The sequence below is a fragment of the Streptomyces sp. NBC_00820 genome (assembly GCF_036347055.1).
Classification (GTDB): Bacteria; Actinomycetota; Actinomycetes; order Streptomycetales; family Streptomycetaceae; genus Streptomyces.
Map to the genome: position 1 here is coordinate 1,730,244 of NZ_CP108882.1, position 20,603 is coordinate 1,750,846.

Genomic DNA, 20,603 nt, shown 5'->3' on the forward strand with positions numbered 1-20,603 from the left:
CGGGATGGACGGCATCGACGTCATGGACGGGGCTCAGGTGAGGGCGCCGGACAGCGCGAGCGAGTGCAGAAAGTGCATGAGGGTCATCAGCGCCTCCTTGCTGGAGGCGCGCCGCCGTACGTCGCACTCGACGATCGGGATCTCCGGGGCCAGGTCCAGCGCGGTACGCAGTTCCTCGACCGGGTAACGGGGCGCGTCCGGGAAGGAGTTGGTGGCGACGATGAAGGGCACGCCGCGTTCCTCCAGGCGGCCCATGACGTCGAAGCTCACCTCCAGGCGCCGGGTGTCCACCAGGACCACCGCACCGAGCGCGCCCTCGAACAGGCCGTTCCACAGGAACCAGAAGCGCTCCTGGCCCGGGGTGCCGAACAGGTAGAGCACCAGCTTGTCGGTGATGCCGATGCGGCCGAAGTCCATGGCGACGGTGGTGGCCGTCTTGGATTCGGAGCCGTAGTTGTCGTCGACCCCGATGCCGGCCTGGGTCATGGTCTCCTCGGTGGTCAGCGGTCTGATGTCGCTGACGGACCCGACCATGGTGGTCTTGCCGACGCCGAAGCCGCCCACGATCACGATCTTCACGGCGGCCTGGGCCGTGTGCGGGAGCTGGTCCTCGGTGCGTGGGCCGGGGATGGTGTCAGAGCCGTTGAAGTCCATGCATCACCGCTTCGAGGAGAGAACGGTCGGGGAGCGTCTGCCGCACGATCGGCGCGCGCGCCTGCACCAGTTCGGCCGTGATCAGCTCGGTGATCAGTACGGTCATCGCACTGAAGGGCAGGTTCAGATAGGCCGACAGCTCGGCCACGGACAGCGGGGCGGCGCAGAGCCGGAGCACGGCCGCCTGCTCGGGGGTGCCGGACGGCGGCGGCGTGGAGCGCGCCACGATCAGGGTCACCAGGTCGAGTTCCGCCCGTGCGCCGTCGGCGAGGCCCGTGATGGCGTACAGCCGCTCGGGGTTCCTGGGTTCCGGGTCGCCGTCGCCCTGCCGGAGGGCCGGTGGTGGCGGTGCCGGCTCCTTCGGCGGGCGCCGTTTGCGTCGGGGCGGGGTCATACGGTCTGCCCGTTCCGCCGGGGCGGACTGGTGAGGTGGGCGCCGATCCGGACGACGAGGTCGCGCATCATGCCGCTCATCCGGCCCGGTTCGCACGTCACGTCGGCGAGCACCGCCAGGTAGGCGTTGGCGCCGGCGGACATGAGGTAGAAGTAGCCGCCGTCGATCTCGATGACGACGAGTTTCATCTCCCCGGTGCCCGGGATCTCCTGGGCGACCGCGCCGGCCAGGCTCTGCACGCCCGCGCAGGCGGCGGCCACCCGGTCGGCGGCGTCGGGGTCGCCGCCGTAGCGGGCGATGCGCAGCCCGTCGGCGGACAGGACCACGATCATCTGGATACCCGGCACTCCGTCGTTGAGCTGCTTGAGCATCCAGTCGAAGTTGCCTCGCTGCTGGATCACTTGAGATCCCCCTCGTCGCCGGCCTCCGTGTCGGCCGAGTCGTTGATCAGGTGCAGGTACGCTGTCGGGTTGCGGGTGAAGTCGGTCGGTGAGACGTCCTCGGGCATGCCCTTCTTCAGGCCCTCCCAGAACGCGTCGACCCACAGTCCCGGCTCCCGGTCCATCAGCTTCTGGCGCTCGGGGTCGACCTCGGGCTCCGGCTCGGGTTCCGGCTTGTACTGGGACCAGACGGTCGGGTTGCCCTCGCGTTCGGCGCGCTCGATGGCGGCCTGTTCGGCGTAGCGCTGGCTGAGCGGGGTCTTCACCCGGCTGCGGCGCTGCGGCAGACCTCCGGCCGTCCACTCGGTGACCTCGGGGACGTCGTCCTCCATGGAGATCCCGGCTGGGATGCGGGGGCTGGTGGGGCGGCGCTTCTTGGGCGGGCGCTTGGGGCCTTCCACCGCGCCGAGTTCGGGGATCGGCACGGCGGTGGCACCGATGCCGTGGGCGGCGCCGACACCCGGCTCGGTGGTGGTCATGACGCGCGGCACGATGAGGATCGCGCGCACGCCGCCGTAGGCGGAGGCGCGCAGCGAGACCTCCATGTCGAAGGAGGAGCACAGCCGGCCGACGACGGCGAGGCCGAGGCGCGGGTTCTCACCGAGGTTCTGCGCGTCGTCGCCCGCCTTGGCGTCCTCGATCATCTTCTCGATGCGGGCGCGGGACTCCTCGTTGAGGCTGACGCCGGCGTCCTCGATCTCGATGGCGATGCCGGTCTGCACCTCGACGGCGGTGACGTGCACCTTGGTCGAGGGCGGGGAGTAGCGCGTGGCGTTGTCGAGGAGTTCGGCCGCCGCGTGGATGACCGGTTCGACGGCGGTGCCCTTGATGTTGATGTTGACGATGGAGCTGAGGTCGATGCGCCGGTACTCCAGGATCCGGGACATCGCGCCGCGCAGCACGCTGTACAGGGAGACGGGCAGCGGCCACTGACGGCCGGGGCGGCCGCCGCCGAGGACGGAGATGGAGTCGGCGAGGCGGCCGATCAGCGCGGTGCCGTGGTCGATGCGCAGCAGGTCGTCGAAGACCTCGGGGTTGCGCCCGTGGTCCTCCTCCATCTCGCGGAGTTCCTTGGCCTGCTGGTGGACGATGGCCTGGACGCGGCGGGCGATGCTGACGAAGGACCGCTCGGTGGCGTCGCGCATCGAGATCTCGTGGTCCACACCGCGCAGCGCGGTGCGCAGCAGGTCACGCTGGGAGTCGGGGAGATGGCACAGCTCGGGGTCCCGGTCGAGGACGTTCAGCATCACCTCTCTGAGCGATTCCCCGGCGCGCAGCCGGAACAGCGCGGTGGGCAGGATCTCGGTGCCGAGACGGACGATCTCCGCATCGTGGGCAGCGAGGCGGTGCTCCAGATACGCGGTGTGCCGGGCGTGCTCGGTCCGGACCTCGCGCAGCCGGCGGCCGCGGCGGGCGGTCTCGGCCGCCGTGACGAGGACCAGCAGCGTGGCGACGGCCCCGCAGCAGCCGACGGCGACCCGGGCGGGCCCCGCCACGAGGGCGACGGCCACCCCGGTCGCCGCGGCCATCAATATGGCAGGGGGCAACAACACACGCGCATAGGGACGTTCACGGCCACCGGGAGGCTTTTGAACACTCACCATGGATGCCTTCTGAGACGAAATCGGCTGGGTGTCGGCGGATCTTCCGCCCGTTTGGGAACAGACGCACGAATTCACCTCAACTCGGTGCGTCGCGGGCGAGCTTAGTCCGACCGGATCAACGTCATGTCACATTCGGCAACCCTCTGAAATCGCCCCAACAACAGGAGTACCCTCAACTCCATTTACACGCAGGGCACTTGCTCGAACACGTCAAGTAGCGACGAGCGGGCAGACGAAAGACCGACGGCCCTCCCCCGACAAGGAGAAGGGCCGCCGGTCCTGAAACCGTCACCCCACCGACGAGTAGGCGACAACACCCCGCAGCAACTGGGCAACAGCCTTACGGGCGTTCTTCGCCACGGTCGAACCCTCCGTGACCGGCGCCGCCGCCGCGATCTGCCCGAGTACGTCGATCACCTGCTTGGTCCACCGCACGAAGTCGCCCGCGGGCATCTCCGCCTCGCGCAGCACCTCGTCGAGCCCCTTGCCGGAGGCCCACTCGTACGCGGCCCAGGCGAACCCGAGATCCGGCTCCCGCTGACCCACGCCCTCGGTCTGGTTGATACGGAAGTCCTCCTCCAGGGCGTCGAGACGACCCCAGATCCGCACCATCTCGCCGAGCGCCGCCTTCGCGTTGCCCGAGGGCAGCTTGGGCGCCATCGCGTCGTCGCTGACCCGGGCCTCGTACACCAGCGCCGAGACACAGGCGGCGAGTTCGGCCGGGCCGAGTCCCTCCCAGACACCCTCGCGCAGGCATTCGCTGGCGAGCAGGTCGAGTTCGCCGTAGAGCCGGGCGAGCCGCTTGCCGTGCTCGGTGACCTCGTCGCCGCGCAGGTAGTCCAGCTCGGTCAGCAGGGCGACGATACGGTCGAAGGTCCGCGCGATGGTGTTGGTACGGCCCTCGATCCGCCGCTCCAGCTGCGAGGTGTCGCGCATCAGCCGGTGGTAGCGCTCGGCCCAGCGGGCGTGGTCCTCGCGGTCGTCGCAGCCGTGGCAGGGGTGGGCGCGGATCTCGGTGCGCAGCCGGGAGATCTCGCGGTCGTCGGCCGCCTGCGACCGCTTCTTGCGGGCCCGCTCGGGCGGGATGTGCCCGGCCTTGGTGCGCAGCGCGGAGGCGAGGTCCCGGCGGGACTGCGGCGAGCGCGGGTTGAAGGCCTTCGGGATCCGCATCCGGTCCAGCGGCTCGACCGGGACGGGGAAGTCGATGGCCGCCAGCCGCTTGACCTGCCGGTCGGCGGTGAGCACCAGGGGGCGCGGCCCGTCGTGGTGGTCGAAGCCGCGGTGGCCGTCGGAACGGCCGGCGGACAGCCCGGGGTCGAGGACGAGGGCGAGGCCCGCGTACTTGCCGGCCGGCACGTGGATGACGTCGCCCGGCTTGAGCTTCTCCAGCGCGACGGCGGACTCCGCGCGGCGCTCGGAGGCGCCCTGCCGGGCCAGCTCGGTCTCCCGGTCCTTCAGCTCGCGGCGCAGCCGCGCGTACTCCTCGAAATCGCCGAGGTGGCAGGTCATGGAGGCCTTGTAGCCCTCCAGGCCCTCCTCGTTGCGCTGCACCTGCCGGGAGATCCCGACGACCGACTTGTCGGCCTGGAACTGCGCGAAGGAGGTCTCCAGCAGCTCGCGCGAGCGGTGCCGCCCGAACTGCTCGGTCAGGTTGACCGCCATGTTGTACGACGGCTTGAAGCTGGAGCGCAGCGGATACGTGCGCGTACCCGCCAGTCCGGCCAGGTGCTCCGGGCTCATGCCCCGCTGCCACAGCACGACCGCGTGGCCCTCGACGTCGATGCCGCGCCGCCCCGCACGGCCGGTGAGCTGCGTGTACTCGCCGGGGGTGACGTCGGCGTGCTGCTCGCCGTTCCACTTGACGAGCTTTTCCATCACGACCGAGCGGGCGGGCATGTTGATGCCGAGCGCGAGCGTCTCGGTGGCGAAGACGGCCTTCACCAGGCCGCGCACGAACAGCTCCTCGACGACCTCCTTGAAGGTGGGGAGCATGCCGGCGTGGTGGGAGGCGATGCCGCGCTCCAGGCCCTCCAGCCACTCGTAGTAACCGAGGACGTGCAGGTCCTCGGTCGGGATGGAGGCGGTGCGCTCCTCGACCAGGGCGCGGACCTGCTCGCGCTCGTCCTCGTCGTTGAGCCGCAGGCCCGCGTACATGCACTGCTGGACGGCGGCCTCGCAGCCGGCGCGGCTGAAGATGAAGGTGATCGCGGGCAGCAGGCCCTCGGCGTCGAGGCGCTCGATGACCTCGGGCCGGCTGGGCGTCCACACGCGCGAGCGCTGCCGGCGCTCACGCTCACGGTCGGCCTCACGCATGGCGCGGCCGCGCCGGCGGTCCTGGTACGACGGCCGGGTGGCCTCCATGCGGGCGAGCCGGGCGAGGTCGGGGTTGACGGCCTTCTTGTGGCCCTCGCCCTCCTCGAACAGGTCGTACATCCGGCGCCCGGCGAGCACGTGCTGGAACAGCGGCACGGGCCGGTGCTCGGAGACGATCACCTCGGTGTCACCGCGGACGGTGTCCAGCCAGTCGCCGAACTCCTCGGCGTTGGACACGGTCGCGGACAGTGACACCAGGGTCACCGACTCGGGCAGATGGATGATCACTTCCTCCCAGACCGCGCCCCGGAAGCGGTCGGAGAGGTAGTGCACCTCGTCCATGACCACGTAGCCGAGGCCGAGGAGGGTCTGGGAACCGGCGTAGAGCATGTTCCGCAGCACCTCGGTGGTCATCACGACCACCGGGGCGTCGGCGTTCACACTGTTGTCGCCGGTGAGGAGGCCGACCTTGTCGGCGCCGTAGCGGCGGCACAGGTCGGCGTACTTCTGGTTCGACAGCGCCTTGATGGGTGTCGTGTAGAAGCACTTCTTGCCCTGTTCCAGGGCCAGGTGGACGGCGAACTCGCCCACGATCGTCTTGCCGGAACCGGTGGGGGCGGCCACCAGCACGCCCTTCCCGCCCTCGAGTGCCTTACAGGCTTCGACCTGGAAGTCGTCGAGGCCGAAGTCGTACATCTCGCGGAAGGGCGCGAGCGCCGTGGCCTGCTCGGCTGCCCGCGCACGGGACGCCGCGTACCGCTCGGCCGGTGAGAGGTCCTCTGTCATCGTGCTTTCGAGACTACCGGGCCTCGCCGACATCGGGACGATCATTATCGGGAAGTCGGCTGATCGGGGAACACGGATGCCCCCTCCCGGGCGGGAGGGGGGCATCGTGCGCTTTCGGGTGGACCGCGTGCCGACCGGGTGAACGGTCAGGCCGGGTCAGGTCACGTCGTCGAAGTCGTCGACCCGGTCCCCGCTCGCCTGCCCGGGCAGGGCCCGGCTCGCCGAGACGGGCTCGACAGCCCCGACGCCCTCGGGAGTGAGGTCAAGCTCGGAGGCCTCGTCGTCGTCCAGGGCCGCGTCGTCGCGGCGGCGCCGGCGCTTGTCGTTCAGCAGCGAGAAGGCGACCGCGCCGAAGTACAGCACCCAGATCGGTCCGGCGAGCGCCAGCATGGACAGCGGGTCCGTGCTCGGCGTGGCGACGGCCGCGAAGACCGTGATGCCGAGGATCATGCCGCGCCACCAGCCGAGCATCCGCCTGCCGGTCAGCACCCCGGTGAGATTGAGCATGACCAGGAGCAGGGGCAGCTCGAAGGAGAGGCCGAAGACGATCACCATGCGGGTGACCAGCTGGAGCAGGTCGTCGAGCGGCAGCAGGTTCTTGATGTCGCCGTTCGGCGTGAAGTCGATCAGCACCTTCGCGGTGGTGGGCAGCACCTTGTACGCGAAGAAGGCACCGGCGAAGAACAGCGGAGCGCCCGTGAAGACGAAGGCGTAGGCGTACTTCTTCTCGTGCCGGTGCAGACCGGGCGCGACGAAGGCCCACAGCTGGTACAGCCAGATCGGCGACGCGATCACGACGCCCGCCATCAGCGAGACCTGGAGAGCCAGCGTGAACGGGGCGAGGAGACCATTGATCGTGATCTCCGCGCACTGCTTCTGGTTCGATGACTTCGCCAGCTGCGCGAAGGTCTGCTGGCAACCGACCGAGTCGAGGATCGGCTTGGTCAGGAAGTTGATGATGTCGTTGTAGAAGAAGGCGGCGACGACCGTCACGACGACGATCGCCAGCATGGCCTTCGCGAGCCGGTTGCGGAGCTCACGAAGGTGATCCGCGAGGGGCATCCGCCCCTCGGGATCTCTCTCCTGGCGGGCAGGCTTCGGCAACCCACGTCCTCATCTCATGCGGCAGGCCGGGTCTTCCCGGCCCTGCGTCAGCGCTGGGTGGTGTCCGTCGGCTCGTTGACCGGCCGCGAGCTGGTCACGTCGCCGGGGGCCGCCTGGATGGTGCGCTGGGCCCCGGGCTGCTCGTTGGAGCTGGGGGGCTGGGCGGAGGAATTGCCCTCTTCCTTCATCGCCTTGGCCTCGCTCTTGAGGATGCGCGCGGACTTGCCGAGCGAGCGGGCCATGTCCGGAAGCTTCTTCGCGCCGAACAGCAGGATGATGACGACGAGGATGAGAATGATCTCGGGGGCTCCGAGCCTTCCGAACATAAGTCTTTACCTTCTCACCGAAGCGGCTGGGGTGGGGTGCTGTCCGACCAGTCGGAATGAGGTCCGCCGGTCTTGGTGACTGCGATCGTAACGCTCAGGGGTAAACGTGAGGCAATCCCCTTGCCTACTCCCGGTCTGGCACGGGCCGCATTCTCCGCGCCGACCAGCAGCGTACCTGGCCAGGCAGGCAGCATGACAGGGCGAAGTGACGCAAACCGCTTGCATCACGAACCCGCAGCGGCCGCACCCCCTCGGTCACAACGTGTCCACGGCCCGAGCCGCGCTCACCGCCGCCCGCTCCAGATCCTCGGCCGCCCTGTTGATACGGCTCGCGGAGTCCGCGACCTGCTGCCCCAGGCGCCGCGCCTCCAGGAACACCCGGACGGCGAGCACCCCCAGGACGGCGAGACCCAGAAAACCCACAGCTACCGCGAACATCGGCCAGAACATGACGCCGAGCCTAGACGGTCCCAGGGGGTGTCGTTTGGATCAGCTCGGGTCCGCGGCGTCCGGTCGGCACCTCGCCGCGTTGTCGGATCAGCCGAGTACGTCCAGTACGCGGCAGATCCTCCGCCTTGCGAGGCACCGCACCGGACGCCGCGGCCTGATCCGACCTGATCCGAACGACACCCCCTAGACCGTGGAGTGCAGCCGCAGGGTCCGGACACCGCCGCCGGTGAGCAGCTCGACCATGCGTTCCCCCGCGGGCTTGCGCACCGCGATCCCGCACGCGGGGCAGGTGAACGAGTAGAACGTCGTCCGGCTGCTGGCGCCGATGGCAAGCCGCAGCGCGCTCGCGGCGAGTTCGAAACGGCCCCGGCAGTCCGGGCAGCCCGCCCTGAACATCACGGGGACCACTCTCCGCATCCCCGCGAAGGCGGCCGCCACCGTCATCTCCCGCATCCCGGACACCGACGAACCGCTCCTCGCACCGGACACCGGACTCTCGTTCAAAGCCCTCGCTCCCGCCTGTCGTACGGCCCTTGCGGCTCACCGTGCACCGCCGCGGTGTGGCTGTCGTAGGCGGCCAGCGCCTCGCGGGCCGCCTTACGGGCGCTGTCGGCCAGCTCGGGCGGCGAGACGATCCGGCCGTCGCCGCCCAGCCGCAGCGCCAGCCGGCGCAGGGACGCCGGATCGGGGGTGCGCAGAGTGATACGCAGCCCGCCGTCGGGAAGCTCATCGGCGCTGTCGTGGGGGTAGTACTCGGCCACCCACCGACCGCCCGGACCGACCTCGATCACGACCTCCGGATCCTCGGCGGCCGGCTGAACCAGCGCCTCGGAGAGGTCGCGCAGCTCTATCTCGGGCGGCGCGGCCGGCTCGTCCAGGACCCTGATCTCGGCGACCCGGTCGAGCCGGAAGGTGCGACGGGCCTCGGAGCGGCGGCACCAGGCCTCCACATAGGTGTGCCCGACGCTGACCAGCCGGATCGGGTCGATCTCCCGCTCGGTGACCTCGTCGCGGGCCGGGGAGTAGTAGCGGATCCACAGCCGGCGGCGCTCGGAGATGGCCCGGTCGACGTCGGCGAAGACCCCGCCCTCGGACTCGAAGGTCACCGACAGCCGGGAACTCGCGCCGGCCGCCTCGCCGGCCGCGGTCTCCACCTTCGCCGTCGCCCGCAGCAGGGCCTGGCGGTCGCTCTCCCGCAGACCGGGCAGCGTCGAGACCGCGCGGGCCGCCACCAGCAGCGCGGTCGCCTCGTCCGCGGCGAGCCGCAGCGGCTCGGCCGCCTCCTCGCCGAGCGCGGCCGGGTTGTGCCACCAGATGCGCTCGCCGTCGGTGTCGATGTCCAGCAGGTCACCGCCCCGGAAGCTGGTCCCGCACATGGGCAGCAGATCGAGGTCGGCGACCAGCTCGTCCTCGGTGATCCCGAAGGCACGCGCGACGTCCGCGATCCGGGCGCCGGGGCGCTCTCGCAGATAGGTCACCAGGGAGAGCATCCGCCGGGTCTGGTCGATGGCGTTCACGGGCCTGACCGGTTTGCCTGCCATAGTCGTACTCCGCTCCCCCTCAGCCCTTGGCCACGGCACGCAGCCGGTCCACCACGTCCGCGCGCAGCTCCGCCGGCTCCAGCACCACCACGTCCGGGCCGAACTCCACCAGCCAGGCGTCCAGGCCGTGCCCGTACGGAATCTCCAACTCGTCCCAGCCGTTCCCGAGTTCCCGGACCTTGCCGGCCTTCGCCCGAAGGGGGTAACCGGCACCGGAACGCAAGCGGATCAGCGCCGACCGGTCGGCGATCTCGCCCGCCCAGCCGGCGACCGTCTCGCGCACGGTGACCACGTCCGGGACGGGCACGGTGAAGCCCGTACCGCGTGAGCGGACCCGGCCGGTGATCCGCGAAAGCCGGAAGACGCGCTCGGCGCCCCGGTCCCGGTCCCAGCCGGCCAGGTACCAGTGGCCGCGCCAGCACTCCAGCGCCCACGGCTCGACGGTGCGGGTCTCGGGGCGGGCGGCGGAGGCCTTGCGGTAGTCGAAGACGACCGGACGGCGATCGCGGCAGGCCAGCATCAGCGGCTCGAACGCGGCCTCGTGCACCGGGATGCGCGGCTCCAGCGCGCCGTGGGCCTCGTACGGGTCGACGTCCTCGGGCAGACCCGCGGCACGCAGCTTCTGCAGGGCGCCGCTGGCCGCACCGGCCAGGCGCGCCTGCTGCCACACCTTGGCGGCCAGGCCCAGGGCGGCGGCCTCCTCGGCGTCCAGGGTGATCGCGGGCAGCCGGTTGCTGTCGCGGCGCGCGAGATAGCCGACCTCGCCGTCGAGGTTCTCCACGGTCTCGATGACCAGACCCAGCTCGCGCAGGTCGTCCTTGTCGCGCTCGAACATCCGGTTGAAGGAGTCGTCCGAGCCGGCCGCGCCCTTCTCCGGCCTGGTGCTCTCGACGTACGCCTCGATGGAATCGCGCAGCTCCCGCTTGCTGAGCGGCCGCCGTGTGCCGAGCAGACACAGCGCGAGGTTCATCAGCCGCTCAGCCTTGGCAATGGCCATCGACGCCCTTCGCCTTCCGTCCGTGCTTCCGACCGTCGACCGTACCCCTCCGGAGTGTCCGGACAAAAGTCGAAGCAAGGAAGGAGGGCCCGTGCGAACAGCACAGGCCCTCCTCCGACCAGGTTCGATCAGCCCTGGCAGCGCTCCTCGACCGGGAACGGTCAGCGCTTGGTGACGCCCACCAGGTCACAGACGAAGATCAGCGTCTCGCCCGGGGCGATGGCACGACCCGCGCCACGGTCGCCGTAGGCGAGGTCCGCCGGGATGATCAGCTGGCGGCGGCCGCCGACCTTCATGCCCTGCACGCCCTGGTCCCAGCCCTTGATGACCTGGCTGACACCGAGCTGGAAGTCCAGCGGGGTACCCCGGTTCCAGGAGGCGTCGAACTCCTCGCCGCTGGAGAACGCGACACCCACGTAGTGGACCTTGACGAAGTCGCCGGCCTCGGCGACCGCGCCGTCACCCTCCCAGATGTCCTTGATCTCGAGGTCCGCCGGGGGCTCTCCGCCCGGGAAGTCGATCTCGGGCTTGTCGATGTTCACGTCAAAAGCTCCTGCTTGTGTACGACTCGAATCACGGACAGTCTTTCATCCCCGCCGGCCCGCCGCCCGAGGCGGGCCGCATCACCGCGGGAAAGCCCTACATCGCCGCGAGGATGTCCACCGTGAACACCAGCGTGGACCCCTTCTTGATGACATCGCCGCTCGGCGGGTTGTCGCCGTAGGCCAGGTCCGGCGGTACGACGACCAGGACGCGGCTGCCCACCTTCTTGCCCGTCACCCCCTGGGCCAGACCCTTCACGACCTGCTGCATCTGCTCGACCGAGAACTGGCTGAGCCGCCCCGAGCCGTAGGTCTGCTCGAACGTCTTGCCGCCGTCCCAGACGAGACCCTGGAACTGGCACAGGAGCGTCTGGTCCGCCTTGACCTCGGCGCCGTCGCCCTCCAGGACGTAGTTCGACACCAGCTGCTTCGGCGGGTCCGTCTTGGGGACGGTGACCTTGGGAGCGGCGCCGTCGGTGTTGGTGCCCACCGTCGGCAGGGCGGCGTCCGACTGCGGAACCGCCTTGCCCTTCGCGGAGCTCTTGGAGTTGAACGAGTCGATCACGTCGATGACGAACACCAGCGTGTCGGTGCCCTTGATCCCCGCCCGCGCGTTGCCCGACGTGCCGTAGCCCCACTGCGGCGGAACGGCCATCTCCACCCGGCTGCCGGTCTTCTTCCCCGTCAGGCCGTAGCGCCAGCCGTCGATGATGCTGCCCTGGGCCAGCTGCATCACCAGCGGCCGGTGCCGGTCGAAGGAGTTGTCGAAGACCTTCCCCGTGCTCCAGATCTGCCCCAGGTAGTTCGCCTGGATGAAGTCGTTCTCCGCGACGGCCCGCCCACCGCCCGCGATCACCGTCCGGACCGCGAGGTCCTTCGAGGGCTCCCCCGACCCCTTCGCCACCGTCGGCTTCTCACCGAACTTCGTCCCCGCCGTGATCGCCGGCAGCGGCCCGTCCACGATCTTCGGCGGCGGCGGGGCCGACGCCGAAGGCGACGCCGAGACGCTGGCCTTGCTGGAGGGGGACTTGTCGTCGCCGCACGCGGAGAGCGTGACCAGACCTGCGGGTACGGCGGCTAGGAGCAGTGAGCGTCGGCGCACGGAGATGCCTCGTAATCGGTCGATCTTGTGGATTGGCGTGCGCGCAACTCTACGACGTGAACAGGGCGCCGTACGGGAAACGTACGGCGCCCGTGTGGCGTTCCGGTATTCCGCGCCCAGCCGCCCGGCGCGGAAACCCCCGGCTACATTCCGGCGATCAGCTTCTCCACCCGGTCGTCCACCGAACGGAACGGGTCCTTGCACAACACCGTCCGCTGCGCCTGGTCGTTCAGCTTCAGATGGACCCAGTCCACGGTGAAGTCCCGGCGCTGCTCCTGCGCCCGCCGGATGAAGTCACCGCGCAACCGCGCCCGAGTGGTCTGCGGCGGAACCGACTTGCCTTCGAAGATCTTCAAGTCATTGCAGATCCGCGCCGCTTGCCCCTTCCTCTCCAGCAGGTAGTACAGGCCACGACGACGGTGGATGTCGTGGTAGGCGAGGTCTATCTGAGCGACCCGCGGATGCGACATCGTCATGTTGTGCTTGGCCCGGTACCGCTCGATGAGCTTGTACTTCATCACCCAGTCGATCTCGGTACCGATCCGGTCCAGCTCCTCGGTCTCGATCGCGTCCAGCGTGCGGCCCCACAGCTCCAGCACCTGCGCGACCGTGCCCGTGCGGATACCCCGGCGGTCGCAGAAGTCCACGGCCTTGTCGAAGTACTCCCGCTGAACCTCGAGCGCCGAGGCCTCACGGCCACTGGCCAGACGCACCTTGCGCCGGCCCGTGATGTCGTGGCTGACCTCGCGGATCGCCCGGATCGGGTTCTCCAGGGTCAGGTCACGCATCACCGTGCCCGCCTCGATCATGCGCAGCACCAGGTCGGTCGCGCCGACCTTGAGCAGCATCGTCGTCTCGGACATGTTCGAGTCGCCCACGATGACATGCAGCCGCCGGTACCGCTCGGCGTCCGCGTGCGGCTCGTCGCGCGTGTTGATGATGGGCCGCGAACGGGTCGTCGCCGAGGAGACGCCCTCCCAGATGTGCTCCGCGCGCTGACTGACGCAGTAGACCGCGCCACGCGGGGTCTGGAGCACCTTGCCCGCACCGCACAGCAACTGCCTCGTCACCAGGAACGGGATCAGGATGTCCGCGAGCCGCGAGAACTCCCCGTGCCGTGCCACCAGATAGTTCTCGTGGCAGCCGTAGGAGTTGCCGGCGGAATCGGTGTTGTTCTTGAAGAGGTAGACGTCGCCCGCGATTCCCTCCTCGTGCAGGCGTCGTTCCGCGTCCACCAGAAGACCCTCGAGAATGCGCTCGCCGGCCTTGTCGTGGGTGACCAGCTCGGTCACGTTGTCACATTCGGGTGTCGCGTATTCCGGATGTGAGCCCACGTCGAGATAGAGCCGGGCGCCGTTTCGCAGAAAGACATTGCTGCTGCGGCCCCATGACACGACACGGCGGAAGAGGTACCGCGCCACCTCGTCAGGAGACAGGCGCCGCTGTCCCCTGAACGTGCACGTGACGCCGTACTCGTTCTCCAGCCCGAAAATGCGGCGGTCCATGACTGAACATTACGCCCGATCCCCTGAGCTGAAACGGGGTTCGGCAGCACGATTTGGATCATTTTCCGATGAAGCCGCAACGACGCCGCCCTGCACGGGAGCTGTGAGGACCCTTCCCGTGGCCAGCAGGACCAGCAACGACACCGCTCCCGCCACCGCCGGAAGAGCGAATCCCCACAGCGCGCCACCCGTCTGGACGACAGGGCCGGCCAGGCCCGTTCCCACCGACGCACCCACGGTGAACGTGGTCACGAGCCAGGAGAAGGCCTCCGTGACCGTGCCGCTCGGCGCGTGCCGGTCCACGATGATGAAGGCGCACGCGATGCACGGCGCGAGGAACACTCCGGCGACCACCGCGAGCAGCGTCATGGCCACCGCGCCCGGCATCAGCGTCAGCGGCACGTAACACACCGCCAGAAGCGCCACCAGCACCCGCAGTCGCCGCTCCGGCGTCCCGGACCACTGCCGCGCCCCGTACACCGTGCCACCGATCAGCGCCCCGAGACCGATGGCGGCCATCAGCCAGCCGTACACCACGTCACCACCGTGCGTGTCGGCGTACGGCACCGACGCCACCGCGATGGACCCCAGCGCCATCCCCACGAACAGGAACGCGCCCAGCAGCGCCAGCAGCCCCGGCGAACGCAGCGCGCCCAGCCAGTGCGCCTCGCGCGGCGCCGAACGCCACGCGCGCGAGGGCGGCGAGACCACCACCGACAGCGCGCCCAGCACCCCCAGGACGCTCAGCACCAGCAGGGCCACCCGCTCCGACCACAGCGACGCGCACAGCGTCACCAGCAACGGGCCGACGGTGAACATGACTTCCTGCGCCACGGCGTCCATGGCGTACGCCGTGTGCACCTGTTCCTCCCGGCGCAGCACCGACGGCCACAGGGCCCGCAGGCCGCCCTCCAGGGGCGGGGTGAAGAGACCGGCGGCCGCGACCGCGCCGTACGCCAGGGGAAGCGGATCCGTGCCGCAGAAGGCGAACGACGTCATGGCGAGGGCCGACAGGACGGCCGCGGGCAGCTGGACACGCGGCTGCCCGTACAGGTCCACGAGCCGGCCCAGGACGGGCTGGCCGACCGCGTTGGCGACGCCGTACACGGCCGCGAGCGCGCCGGCCAGGCTGTACGTGCCGTCCTGCGCGCGGACGAACAGCACCAGCGCGATCGCCGCGGTGGCGTTGGGCAGCCGCCCCACCAGAGTTCCGGTGAGCAGCCTGAGCGCGTGCCGCGCCCTGAGGATCTCGAGGTAGCCCGTGGCCATGTCCTGCCTTCCAGCGGCCGCTCCGGATCGCCTCGACGTCCCGAAGTGTTACGTATAACTTCTCTTTCCATACGTACCATGTGCGCTGTTCACACGTCCAGACGAAGGAGCATGCCCGCGGTGGCACGCAGCAGCACGCGCCCGACCAGCCGTGACGTCGCCCAGGCGGCCGGCGTCTCCCAGGCGGCCGTCTCCCTCGTCCTGGGCGACAAATGGCGCGGCCGCGTCTCCGAACCCACCGCCGAACGCGTACGGCAGGCCGCACGCGAACTCGGCTACCGCCCCAACCTCGCCGCCCGCAACCTCCGCCTCGGCCGCACCCGCACCGTCCTGCTCGTCGTGCCGGCCCTCACCACGGAGTTCTTCGCCGGCGTCTACACCGGCGCCGCCCGCGTGGCCGCCCAGCACGGCTTCGGAGTCGTCCTCTACCCCTCCCCCGAAGGCGTCGGCCCCGCCCGCGACCCCTTCGCCTCCGCGCAGGCCGCCCTGGACGGCGTGATCGCCTCGTCCATGGCCGCCGACGCCCTCACCGCCATCCTCGGCGACCAGCTCCCCCTCGTCATGCTCGACAGCGACCCCGCGGGCAGCCTCGGCGCCGCCACCGTCAACCTCGACATCGCCGACGGCGTCCGCCAGGTGGCCGAACACCTGCTCGGCCTCGGCCACCGCCGCATCCTCCACCTCGCCGCCGACGTGCCCTCCTGGACCTTCCGGGTCCGCGCCCGCGAACTCACCACGCGCATGGCCGCCGTACCCGGCACCGAGATCCGCACCACCGCCGCACCGATCTCCATCGACGGAGCCCGCGCCGCCGTCGAAGCCGCCCTCGCCGTCCCGGGCCCCCGCCCCACCGCCGTCGTCTGCGACGACGACAAACTCGCCGCCGGCGCCTACAAGGCCCTGCGCCGCCTCGGGCTCAGGATCCCCGACGACATCTCCGTCACCGGCCTCGACGACCTCGCCCTGGGCACCGCCATCGACCCGGAACTCACCACCGTGCGCCTGGACGCCGAACTCTTCGGAGAGCGCGGTATGCGCGCCCTCCTCGCCGTCCTGGACGGCCGCGAACCGGAGGGCGGGGACATCCCCGTCGAACTGGTCGTCCGAGGCTCCACAGCGCCACCGCGCACGGCCTAGGGGGTGTCGTTTGGATCAGGTCGGATCAGGCCGCGGCGTCCGGTGCGGTGCCTCGCAAGGCGGAGGATCTGCCGCGTACCGGACGTACTCGGCTGATCCGACAACGCGGCGAGGTGCCGCGCCGGGCGCCGCGGACCCGAGCTGATCCAAACGACACCCCCTAGCGGCCACCGGGCCCCTTGCGGGCCCTGCTCCGGAGGCCGGCCCTGCCCCGCGGGGCAGGAACGACGGATGCCCCGGACCGGAGAACCGGCCGGGGCATCCCTGAGCGGGGAGGGATCACTCCTCGTCGTCGGAGGTCTCCGCCTCCGTCTTCGCACCGTCGGCCTCCAGCAGCCGGGACAGCTGACGCCCGACGATGCGCTTGAACTTCCGCTTCTGCGGACGCGTGCGGTCCAGCACCGCCACCTCCAGCCGCTCCGCGGGAATCTCCCGCTCACCGCCGTTGGTGTCCCGGGACAGAGCCTGAACCGCCAGCTTGAGCGCCTCCGCCAGGCTCATCCCGTCCTGGTGACGCTGGTCCAGGAAGGTGCTGATCTGCTCCGCGTTGCCGCCCACCGCCACCGAGCCGTGCTCGTCCACGATGGAACCGTCATGCGGCAGCCGGTAGATCTGGTCACCCTCCGGAGTCTCACCGACCTCCGCCACGACCAGCTCCACCTCGTACGGCTTCTCGGCCGCCGAGGAGAAGATCGTGCCCAGCGTCTGCGCGTAGACGTTCGCCAGGCCCCGGGCCGTCACATCGTCCCGGTCGTAGGTGTAACCACGCAGGTCCGCGTACCGCACACCGCCGATGCGCAGATTCTCGTACTCGTTGTACTTGCCGGCGGCCGCGAACCCGATCCGGTCGTAGATCTCACTGAACTTGTGCAGCGCGCGGGACGGGTTCTCTCCGACGAACACGATGCCGTCGGCGTACTGCATGACCGCCAGGCTGCGGCCACGCGCGATGCCCTTGCGGGCGTACTCCGCCCGGTCGGCCATCGCCTGCTGGGGTGAGACATAGAACGGCGTCGACACCGGTTATCCGTCCCTTTCTGTCATGGTCACTGGATCACCTTCAAAAAACCGGGCCCGCGCTCAGAGCAGGGCGGCCTTCGGACCGTCGGGCTCCTCCAGGCGGCGCTGCAGCACCGCCCGGGAGACCTCGGAGGCCTCCTCCTCGGTCAGCCGGCGGAAACCGTCCTCGGTGATCACGGTGATGATCGGGTAGATCCGGCGGGCGACATCGGGACCACCGGTCGCCGAGTCGTCGTCAGCCGCGTCGTACAGGGCCTGGACCAACAGGGTGGTGGCCTGCTCCTCGGTCAGGTCGTCACGGAACAGCTTCTTCATCGCACCCCGCGCGAACAGCGAGCCGGAACCCGTGGCCGCGTAGTTGTGCTCCTCGGAACGGCCGCCCGTCACGTCGTACGAGAAGATGCGCCCCTTCTCCCGGTCCACGTCGTAACCGGCGAACAGCGGCACCACGGCCAGACCCTGCATCGCCATGCCGAGGTTGGAACGGATCATGGTCGACAGGCGGTTCGCCTTGCCCTCCAGAGACAGCTGGGCGCCCTCGACCTTCTCGAAGTGCTCCAGCTCCAGCTGGAAGAGCTTGACCATCTCCACGGCGAGACCGGCGGTGCCGGCGATGCCGACGGCCGAGTACTCGTCCGCCGGGAACACCTTCTCGATGTCCCGCTGCGCGATGACGTTGCCCATGGTGGCCCGGCGGTCACCGGCGAGCACCACGCCACCGGGGAACGTGGCGGCCACGATGGTCGTGCCGTGCGGCGCCTGGACCGTCCCCTCGACGGGCAGCCGCCGCTTGCCGGGGAGCATCTCCGGCTGGTGCTCCGACAGGAAGTCGATGAACGAAGAGGACCCCGGCGTCAGGAAGGCAGCCGGTAGACGCCCGGTGCTACGAGTGTTGGCTTCCACGCGATTCCTTCCACGTATGCGGCAGCCCGCCTGATGACGTCGGGCCGATCTTTGAACTGCCCCAGAGCGGCGTTGCAGCTGAAGCACAGTACGCAACGGACCCTACCCGTCTGACGGCAGTGATCCACGTGTGCGGGCGATGCGGAAAGACTTGTGCGCCGGATCCCGCCCCGGGAGGCGGTCGACGCGTCACGCTCGGCTTCGGTGAGGCCGTACCGGCGCCGCGGACGGTCCTGCCGGGGGCGCCGGCAGTGCGCGGCGCCGTACTCCGCCACGCACTCCCGGCAGCAGGCCTGAAGGCCGTCCCGGCGATTCCCGTCCCGTGCGAATACGGAGAGGGCAGGTCACGCTCGCGTTTCCCGCACCGCTTCGCGTTCGACTCCTCAGCCACCCGATCCCCCCGTTACCTTCGACTCGAAGGTGCAGCGGCCAGGCGCTCTTTACTCTCCGCCCTTTTGCACGAATCCGCGCACGAAGTCCTCGGCGTTCTCCTCGAGCACGTCGTCGATCTCGTCCAGCACGGAGTCCACGTCGTCGCTCAGCTTCTCGTGCCGCTCCTTGAGGTCCTCGGAGCCCTGCGCCTCCTGCGCCTGCTCCTCGACTTCCTCGGTGGAACGCGTGGCCTTCTGCTGGCCGCCGCCGGTGTCCTTGGTCGCCATAAACCTCACCCCGCTCATTTCGCCCGACATGGTCGACGGGTCGGCATTCCTGCCGTTCGGTGATGATCAGACCCTACAAGCCGGGTCCGACATCGGCCCCGCAGTTTCGACAACGTACGGGAGCCATCTCGATGATTCCCGGGCGGTGGGATTTCCACCCTGCCCGCCCGGCCCGCTCCATGGACCCGCCGGCCCCGCTCAGCTGCCGGAAAGGACCCTGACCAGGTCTTCCGCGGTGCGGCAGCGGTCCAGCAGCTCCTTGACGTGATTTCGCGTTCCGCGTAGCGGTTCCAGGGTTGGAACGCGCTGGAGGGAGTCCCGGCCCGGAAGGTCGAAGATGACCGAGTCCCAGGACGCCGCGGCCACGTCGTCCGCGTACTGCTCCAGGCAGCGCCCGCGGAAGTAGGCGCGGGTGTCCTCCGGCGGCTTCGTACGGGCCCTCTCGACCTCGGTCTCGTCCAGCAGGCGCTTCATGCGGCCGCGGGCCACCAGGCGGTTGTAGAGGCCCTTCTCGGGGCGTACGTCGGCGTACTGGAGGTCGACGAGGTGCAGCCGGGCGGCGTCCCAGTCCAGGGAGTCGCGGCGGCGGTAGCCCTCCATGAGCTCCCGCTTGGCGACCCAGTCCAGCTCGCCGGCCAGGCTCATGGGGTCGTTCTCGAGGCGGTTGAGGGTGTCCTCCCAGCGCACGAGGACGTCCTTGGTCTGGTCGTCGGCGTCGGCCCCGAAGCGTTCCTCGACGTACTTGCGGGACAGCTCGAAGTACTCCATCTGCAGCTGGACGGCGGTGAGTGTCCGGCCGCTGCGCAGGGTGACCAGGCGCGTGAGGGAGGGGTCGTGGGAGACCTGGTGGAGGGTGCGTACGGGCTGGTCGACGGCGAGGTCCACGGCGATGAAGCCGTCCTCGATCATGGACAGGACCAGGGCGGTCGTGCCCAGCTTGAGGTAGGTGGAGATCTCCGACAGGTTCGCGTCGCCGATGATCACGTGCAGGCGGCGGTACTTCTCGGCGTCGGCGTGGGGTTCGTCGCGGGTGTTGATGATGGGGCGCTTGAGGGTGGTCTCCAGGCCGACCTCGACCTCGAAGTAGTCGGCGCGCTGGCTGAGCTGGAAGCCGTGCTCATGGCCGTCCTGGCCGATGCCGACGCGGCCGGCTCCGGTGAAGACCTGGCGGGAGACGAAGAAGGGCGTGAGGTGGCGCACGATGTCGGAGAAGGGGGTTTCCCGCTTCATCAGGTAGTTCTCGTGCGTGCCGTAGGAGGCGCCCTTGTTGTCGGTGTTGTTCTTGTAGAGGTGGATGGGCTGGGCGCCGGGGAGCTGGGCGGCCCGCTCGGCGGCTTCGGCCATGATGCGTTCGCCGGCCTTGTCCCACAGGACGGCGTCGCGGGGGTTGGTGACCTCGGGGGCGCTGTACTCGGGGTGGGCGTGGTCGACGTAGAGCCGGGCGCCGTTGGTGAGGATCACGTTGGCGAGGCCGATGTCCTCGTCGGTGAGCTGGCTGGAGTCGGCGGCCTCCCGGGCGAGGTCGAAGCCGCGCGCGTCCCGCAGCGGGTTCTCCTCCTCGAAGTCCCAGCGGGCCCGGCGGGCCCGGTGCATCGCCGCCGCGTAGGCGTTGACGATCTGGGATGAGGTGAGCATGGCATTGGCGTTGGGGTGGCCGGGGACGGAGATGCCGTACTCCGTCTCGATGCCCATTACTCGCCGTACGGTCATGCGGCCCTCCTTGCCCGGCGGCGCCCTCGGTCGTGGGTGCCGCTCACTACCGCTGGCGCTCCGGTGCGTGTGCGGTGCCCGTCCCCGCACTGCGCGACTCGGCGGTAGGAAAGAGCCTAGAACGCCTTTGCGCCGGTGGGGAGATCA

At 69.9% G+C, this 20,603-nt stretch carries 21 protein-coding genes; 1 reads left to right on the plus strand and 20 read right to left on the minus strand.

Going from position 1 to position 20,603, the window contains the following annotated elements:
- Positions 1-33 precede the first annotated feature (33 nt).
- From OIB37_RS07950 to OIB37_RS08020, 15 genes are all read right to left on the minus strand, one after another.
- Positions 34-654 carry a GTP-binding protein gene (locus OIB37_RS07950; RefSeq protein WP_330456818.1) on the minus strand — a complete coding sequence of 207 codons (621 nt, stop codon included), beginning with the start codon at positions 652-654 and terminating at the stop codon, positions 34-36.
- Positions 635-1,048: a DUF742 domain-containing protein gene (locus OIB37_RS07955; RefSeq protein ID WP_330456819.1), complete on the minus strand. Its 414-nt coding sequence runs from the start codon at positions 1,046-1,048 to the stop codon at positions 635-637. Before OIB37_RS07955 ends, OIB37_RS07950 begins: the two co-directional genes overlap by 20 nt.
- Positions 1,045-1,449, minus strand: a complete 405-nt coding sequence (locus tag OIB37_RS07960) for a roadblock/LC7 domain-containing protein (protein ID WP_330456820.1) — start codon at positions 1,447-1,449, stop codon at positions 1,045-1,047. The genes OIB37_RS07955 and OIB37_RS07960 overlap by 4 nt, the downstream gene beginning before the upstream one ends.
- A complete protein-coding gene (locus tag OIB37_RS07965; protein ID WP_330456821.1) occupies positions 1,446-3,092 on the minus strand; it encodes an ATP-binding protein in 1,647 nt (548 codons plus the stop codon). Before OIB37_RS07965 ends, OIB37_RS07960 begins: the two co-directional genes overlap by 4 nt.
- Before the next feature lie 288 nt (positions 3,093-3,380).
- The gene (locus tag OIB37_RS07970) at positions 3,381-6,236 is read right to left on the minus strand and encodes a DEAD/DEAH box helicase (RefSeq protein ID WP_330456822.1); all 2,856 of its coding nucleotides are present in this window, start codon (positions 6,234-6,236) and stop codon (positions 3,381-3,383) included.
- A 111-nt stretch (positions 6,237-6,347) separates the two neighbouring features.
- Complete coding sequence (tatC, locus tag OIB37_RS07975) at positions 6,348-7,295, minus strand: twin-arginine translocase subunit TatC (protein WP_330456823.1); 948 nt, start codon at positions 7,293-7,295, stop codon at positions 6,348-6,350.
- A 47-nt stretch (positions 7,296-7,342) separates the two neighbouring features.
- Positions 7,343-7,621: a Sec-independent protein translocase subunit TatA gene (gene tatA / locus OIB37_RS07980; protein ID WP_330456824.1), complete on the minus strand. Its 279-nt coding sequence runs from the start codon at positions 7,619-7,621 to the stop codon at positions 7,343-7,345.
- A 255-nt stretch (positions 7,622-7,876) separates the two neighbouring features.
- Positions 7,877-8,071, minus strand: coding sequence for a hypothetical protein (locus tag OIB37_RS07985; RefSeq protein ID WP_330456825.1), 195 nt, complete (start codon positions 8,069-8,071; stop codon positions 7,877-7,879).
- Positions 8,072-8,254: 183 nt separating this feature from the next.
- Positions 8,255-8,524 carry a hypothetical protein gene (locus OIB37_RS07990; RefSeq protein WP_330461791.1) on the minus strand — a complete coding sequence of 90 codons (270 nt, stop codon included), beginning with the start codon at positions 8,522-8,524 and terminating at the stop codon, positions 8,255-8,257.
- 47 nt (positions 8,525-8,571) lie between these two features.
- Positions 8,572-9,612 carry a helix-turn-helix transcriptional regulator gene (locus OIB37_RS07995; protein ID WP_330456826.1) on the minus strand — a complete coding sequence of 347 codons (1,041 nt, stop codon included), beginning with the start codon at positions 9,610-9,612 and terminating at the stop codon, positions 8,572-8,574.
- Positions 9,613-9,631: 19 nt separating this feature from the next.
- A complete protein-coding gene (locus OIB37_RS08000) occupies positions 9,632-10,609 on the minus strand; it encodes a helix-turn-helix transcriptional regulator (protein WP_330456827.1) in 978 nt (325 codons plus the stop codon).
- A 161-nt stretch (positions 10,610-10,770) separates the two neighbouring features.
- Positions 10,771-11,151, minus strand: coding sequence for an FKBP-type peptidyl-prolyl cis-trans isomerase (locus tag OIB37_RS08005; RefSeq protein ID WP_330456828.1), 381 nt, complete (start codon positions 11,149-11,151; stop codon positions 10,771-10,773).
- Between the two features lie 97 nt (positions 11,152-11,248).
- Positions 11,249-12,253 carry an FKBP-type peptidyl-prolyl cis-trans isomerase gene (locus OIB37_RS08010; RefSeq protein WP_330456829.1) on the minus strand — a complete coding sequence of 335 codons (1,005 nt, stop codon included), beginning with the start codon at positions 12,251-12,253 and terminating at the stop codon, positions 11,249-11,251.
- A gap of 143 nt (positions 12,254-12,396) precedes the next feature.
- Entirely contained in the window at positions 12,397-13,758 is a 1,362-nt protein-coding gene (gene pafA / locus OIB37_RS08015; RefSeq protein ID WP_330456830.1) for a Pup--protein ligase, read from the minus strand.
- 9 nt (positions 13,759-13,767) lie between these two features.
- Positions 13,768-15,027: an MFS transporter gene (locus OIB37_RS08020; RefSeq protein WP_330456831.1), complete on the minus strand. Its 1,260-nt coding sequence runs from the start codon at positions 15,025-15,027 to the stop codon at positions 13,768-13,770.
- Positions 15,028-15,147: 120 nt separating this feature from the next.
- Here OIB37_RS08020 and OIB37_RS08025 point away from each other — a divergent pair, with 120 nt between their 5' ends.
- Positions 15,148-16,164 (plus strand): LacI family DNA-binding transcriptional regulator, encoded by a 1,017-nt coding sequence (locus tag OIB37_RS08025; RefSeq protein ID WP_330456832.1) that lies wholly within the window; start codon positions 15,148-15,150, stop codon positions 16,162-16,164.
- A 279-nt stretch (positions 16,165-16,443) separates the two neighbouring features.
- Here the strand turns inward: OIB37_RS08025 and prcA are convergent, their stop codons facing one another.
- The 5 genes from prcA to dop all read right to left on the minus strand — a co-directional run bounded on the left by prcA (position 16,444) and on the right by dop (position 20,456).
- Entirely contained in the window at positions 16,444-17,184 is a 741-nt protein-coding gene (prcA, locus tag OIB37_RS08030; protein WP_330456833.1) for a proteasome subunit alpha, read from the minus strand.
- 60 nt (positions 17,185-17,244) lie between these two features.
- On the minus strand, positions 17,245-18,087 hold the full coding sequence (gene prcB, locus OIB37_RS08035) for a proteasome subunit beta (RefSeq protein WP_330456834.1): 843 nt from the start codon (positions 18,085-18,087) through the stop codon (positions 17,245-17,247).
- Positions 18,039-18,362 carry an endonuclease domain-containing protein gene (locus OIB37_RS08040; RefSeq protein WP_330456835.1) on the minus strand — a complete coding sequence of 108 codons (324 nt, stop codon included), beginning with the start codon at positions 18,360-18,362 and terminating at the stop codon, positions 18,039-18,041. Before OIB37_RS08040 ends, prcB begins: the two co-directional genes overlap by 49 nt.
- Before the next feature lie 165 nt (positions 18,363-18,527).
- Positions 18,528-18,746 carry a ubiquitin-like protein Pup gene (locus tag OIB37_RS08045; RefSeq protein WP_330456836.1) on the minus strand — a complete coding sequence of 73 codons (219 nt, stop codon included), beginning with the start codon at positions 18,744-18,746 and terminating at the stop codon, positions 18,528-18,530.
- 198 nt (positions 18,747-18,944) lie between these two features.
- The gene (gene dop / locus OIB37_RS08050; RefSeq protein ID WP_443058126.1) at positions 18,945-20,456 is read right to left on the minus strand and encodes a depupylase/deamidase Dop; all 1,512 of its coding nucleotides are present in this window, start codon (positions 20,454-20,456) and stop codon (positions 18,945-18,947) included.
- Positions 20,457-20,603: the final 147 nt, after the last annotated feature.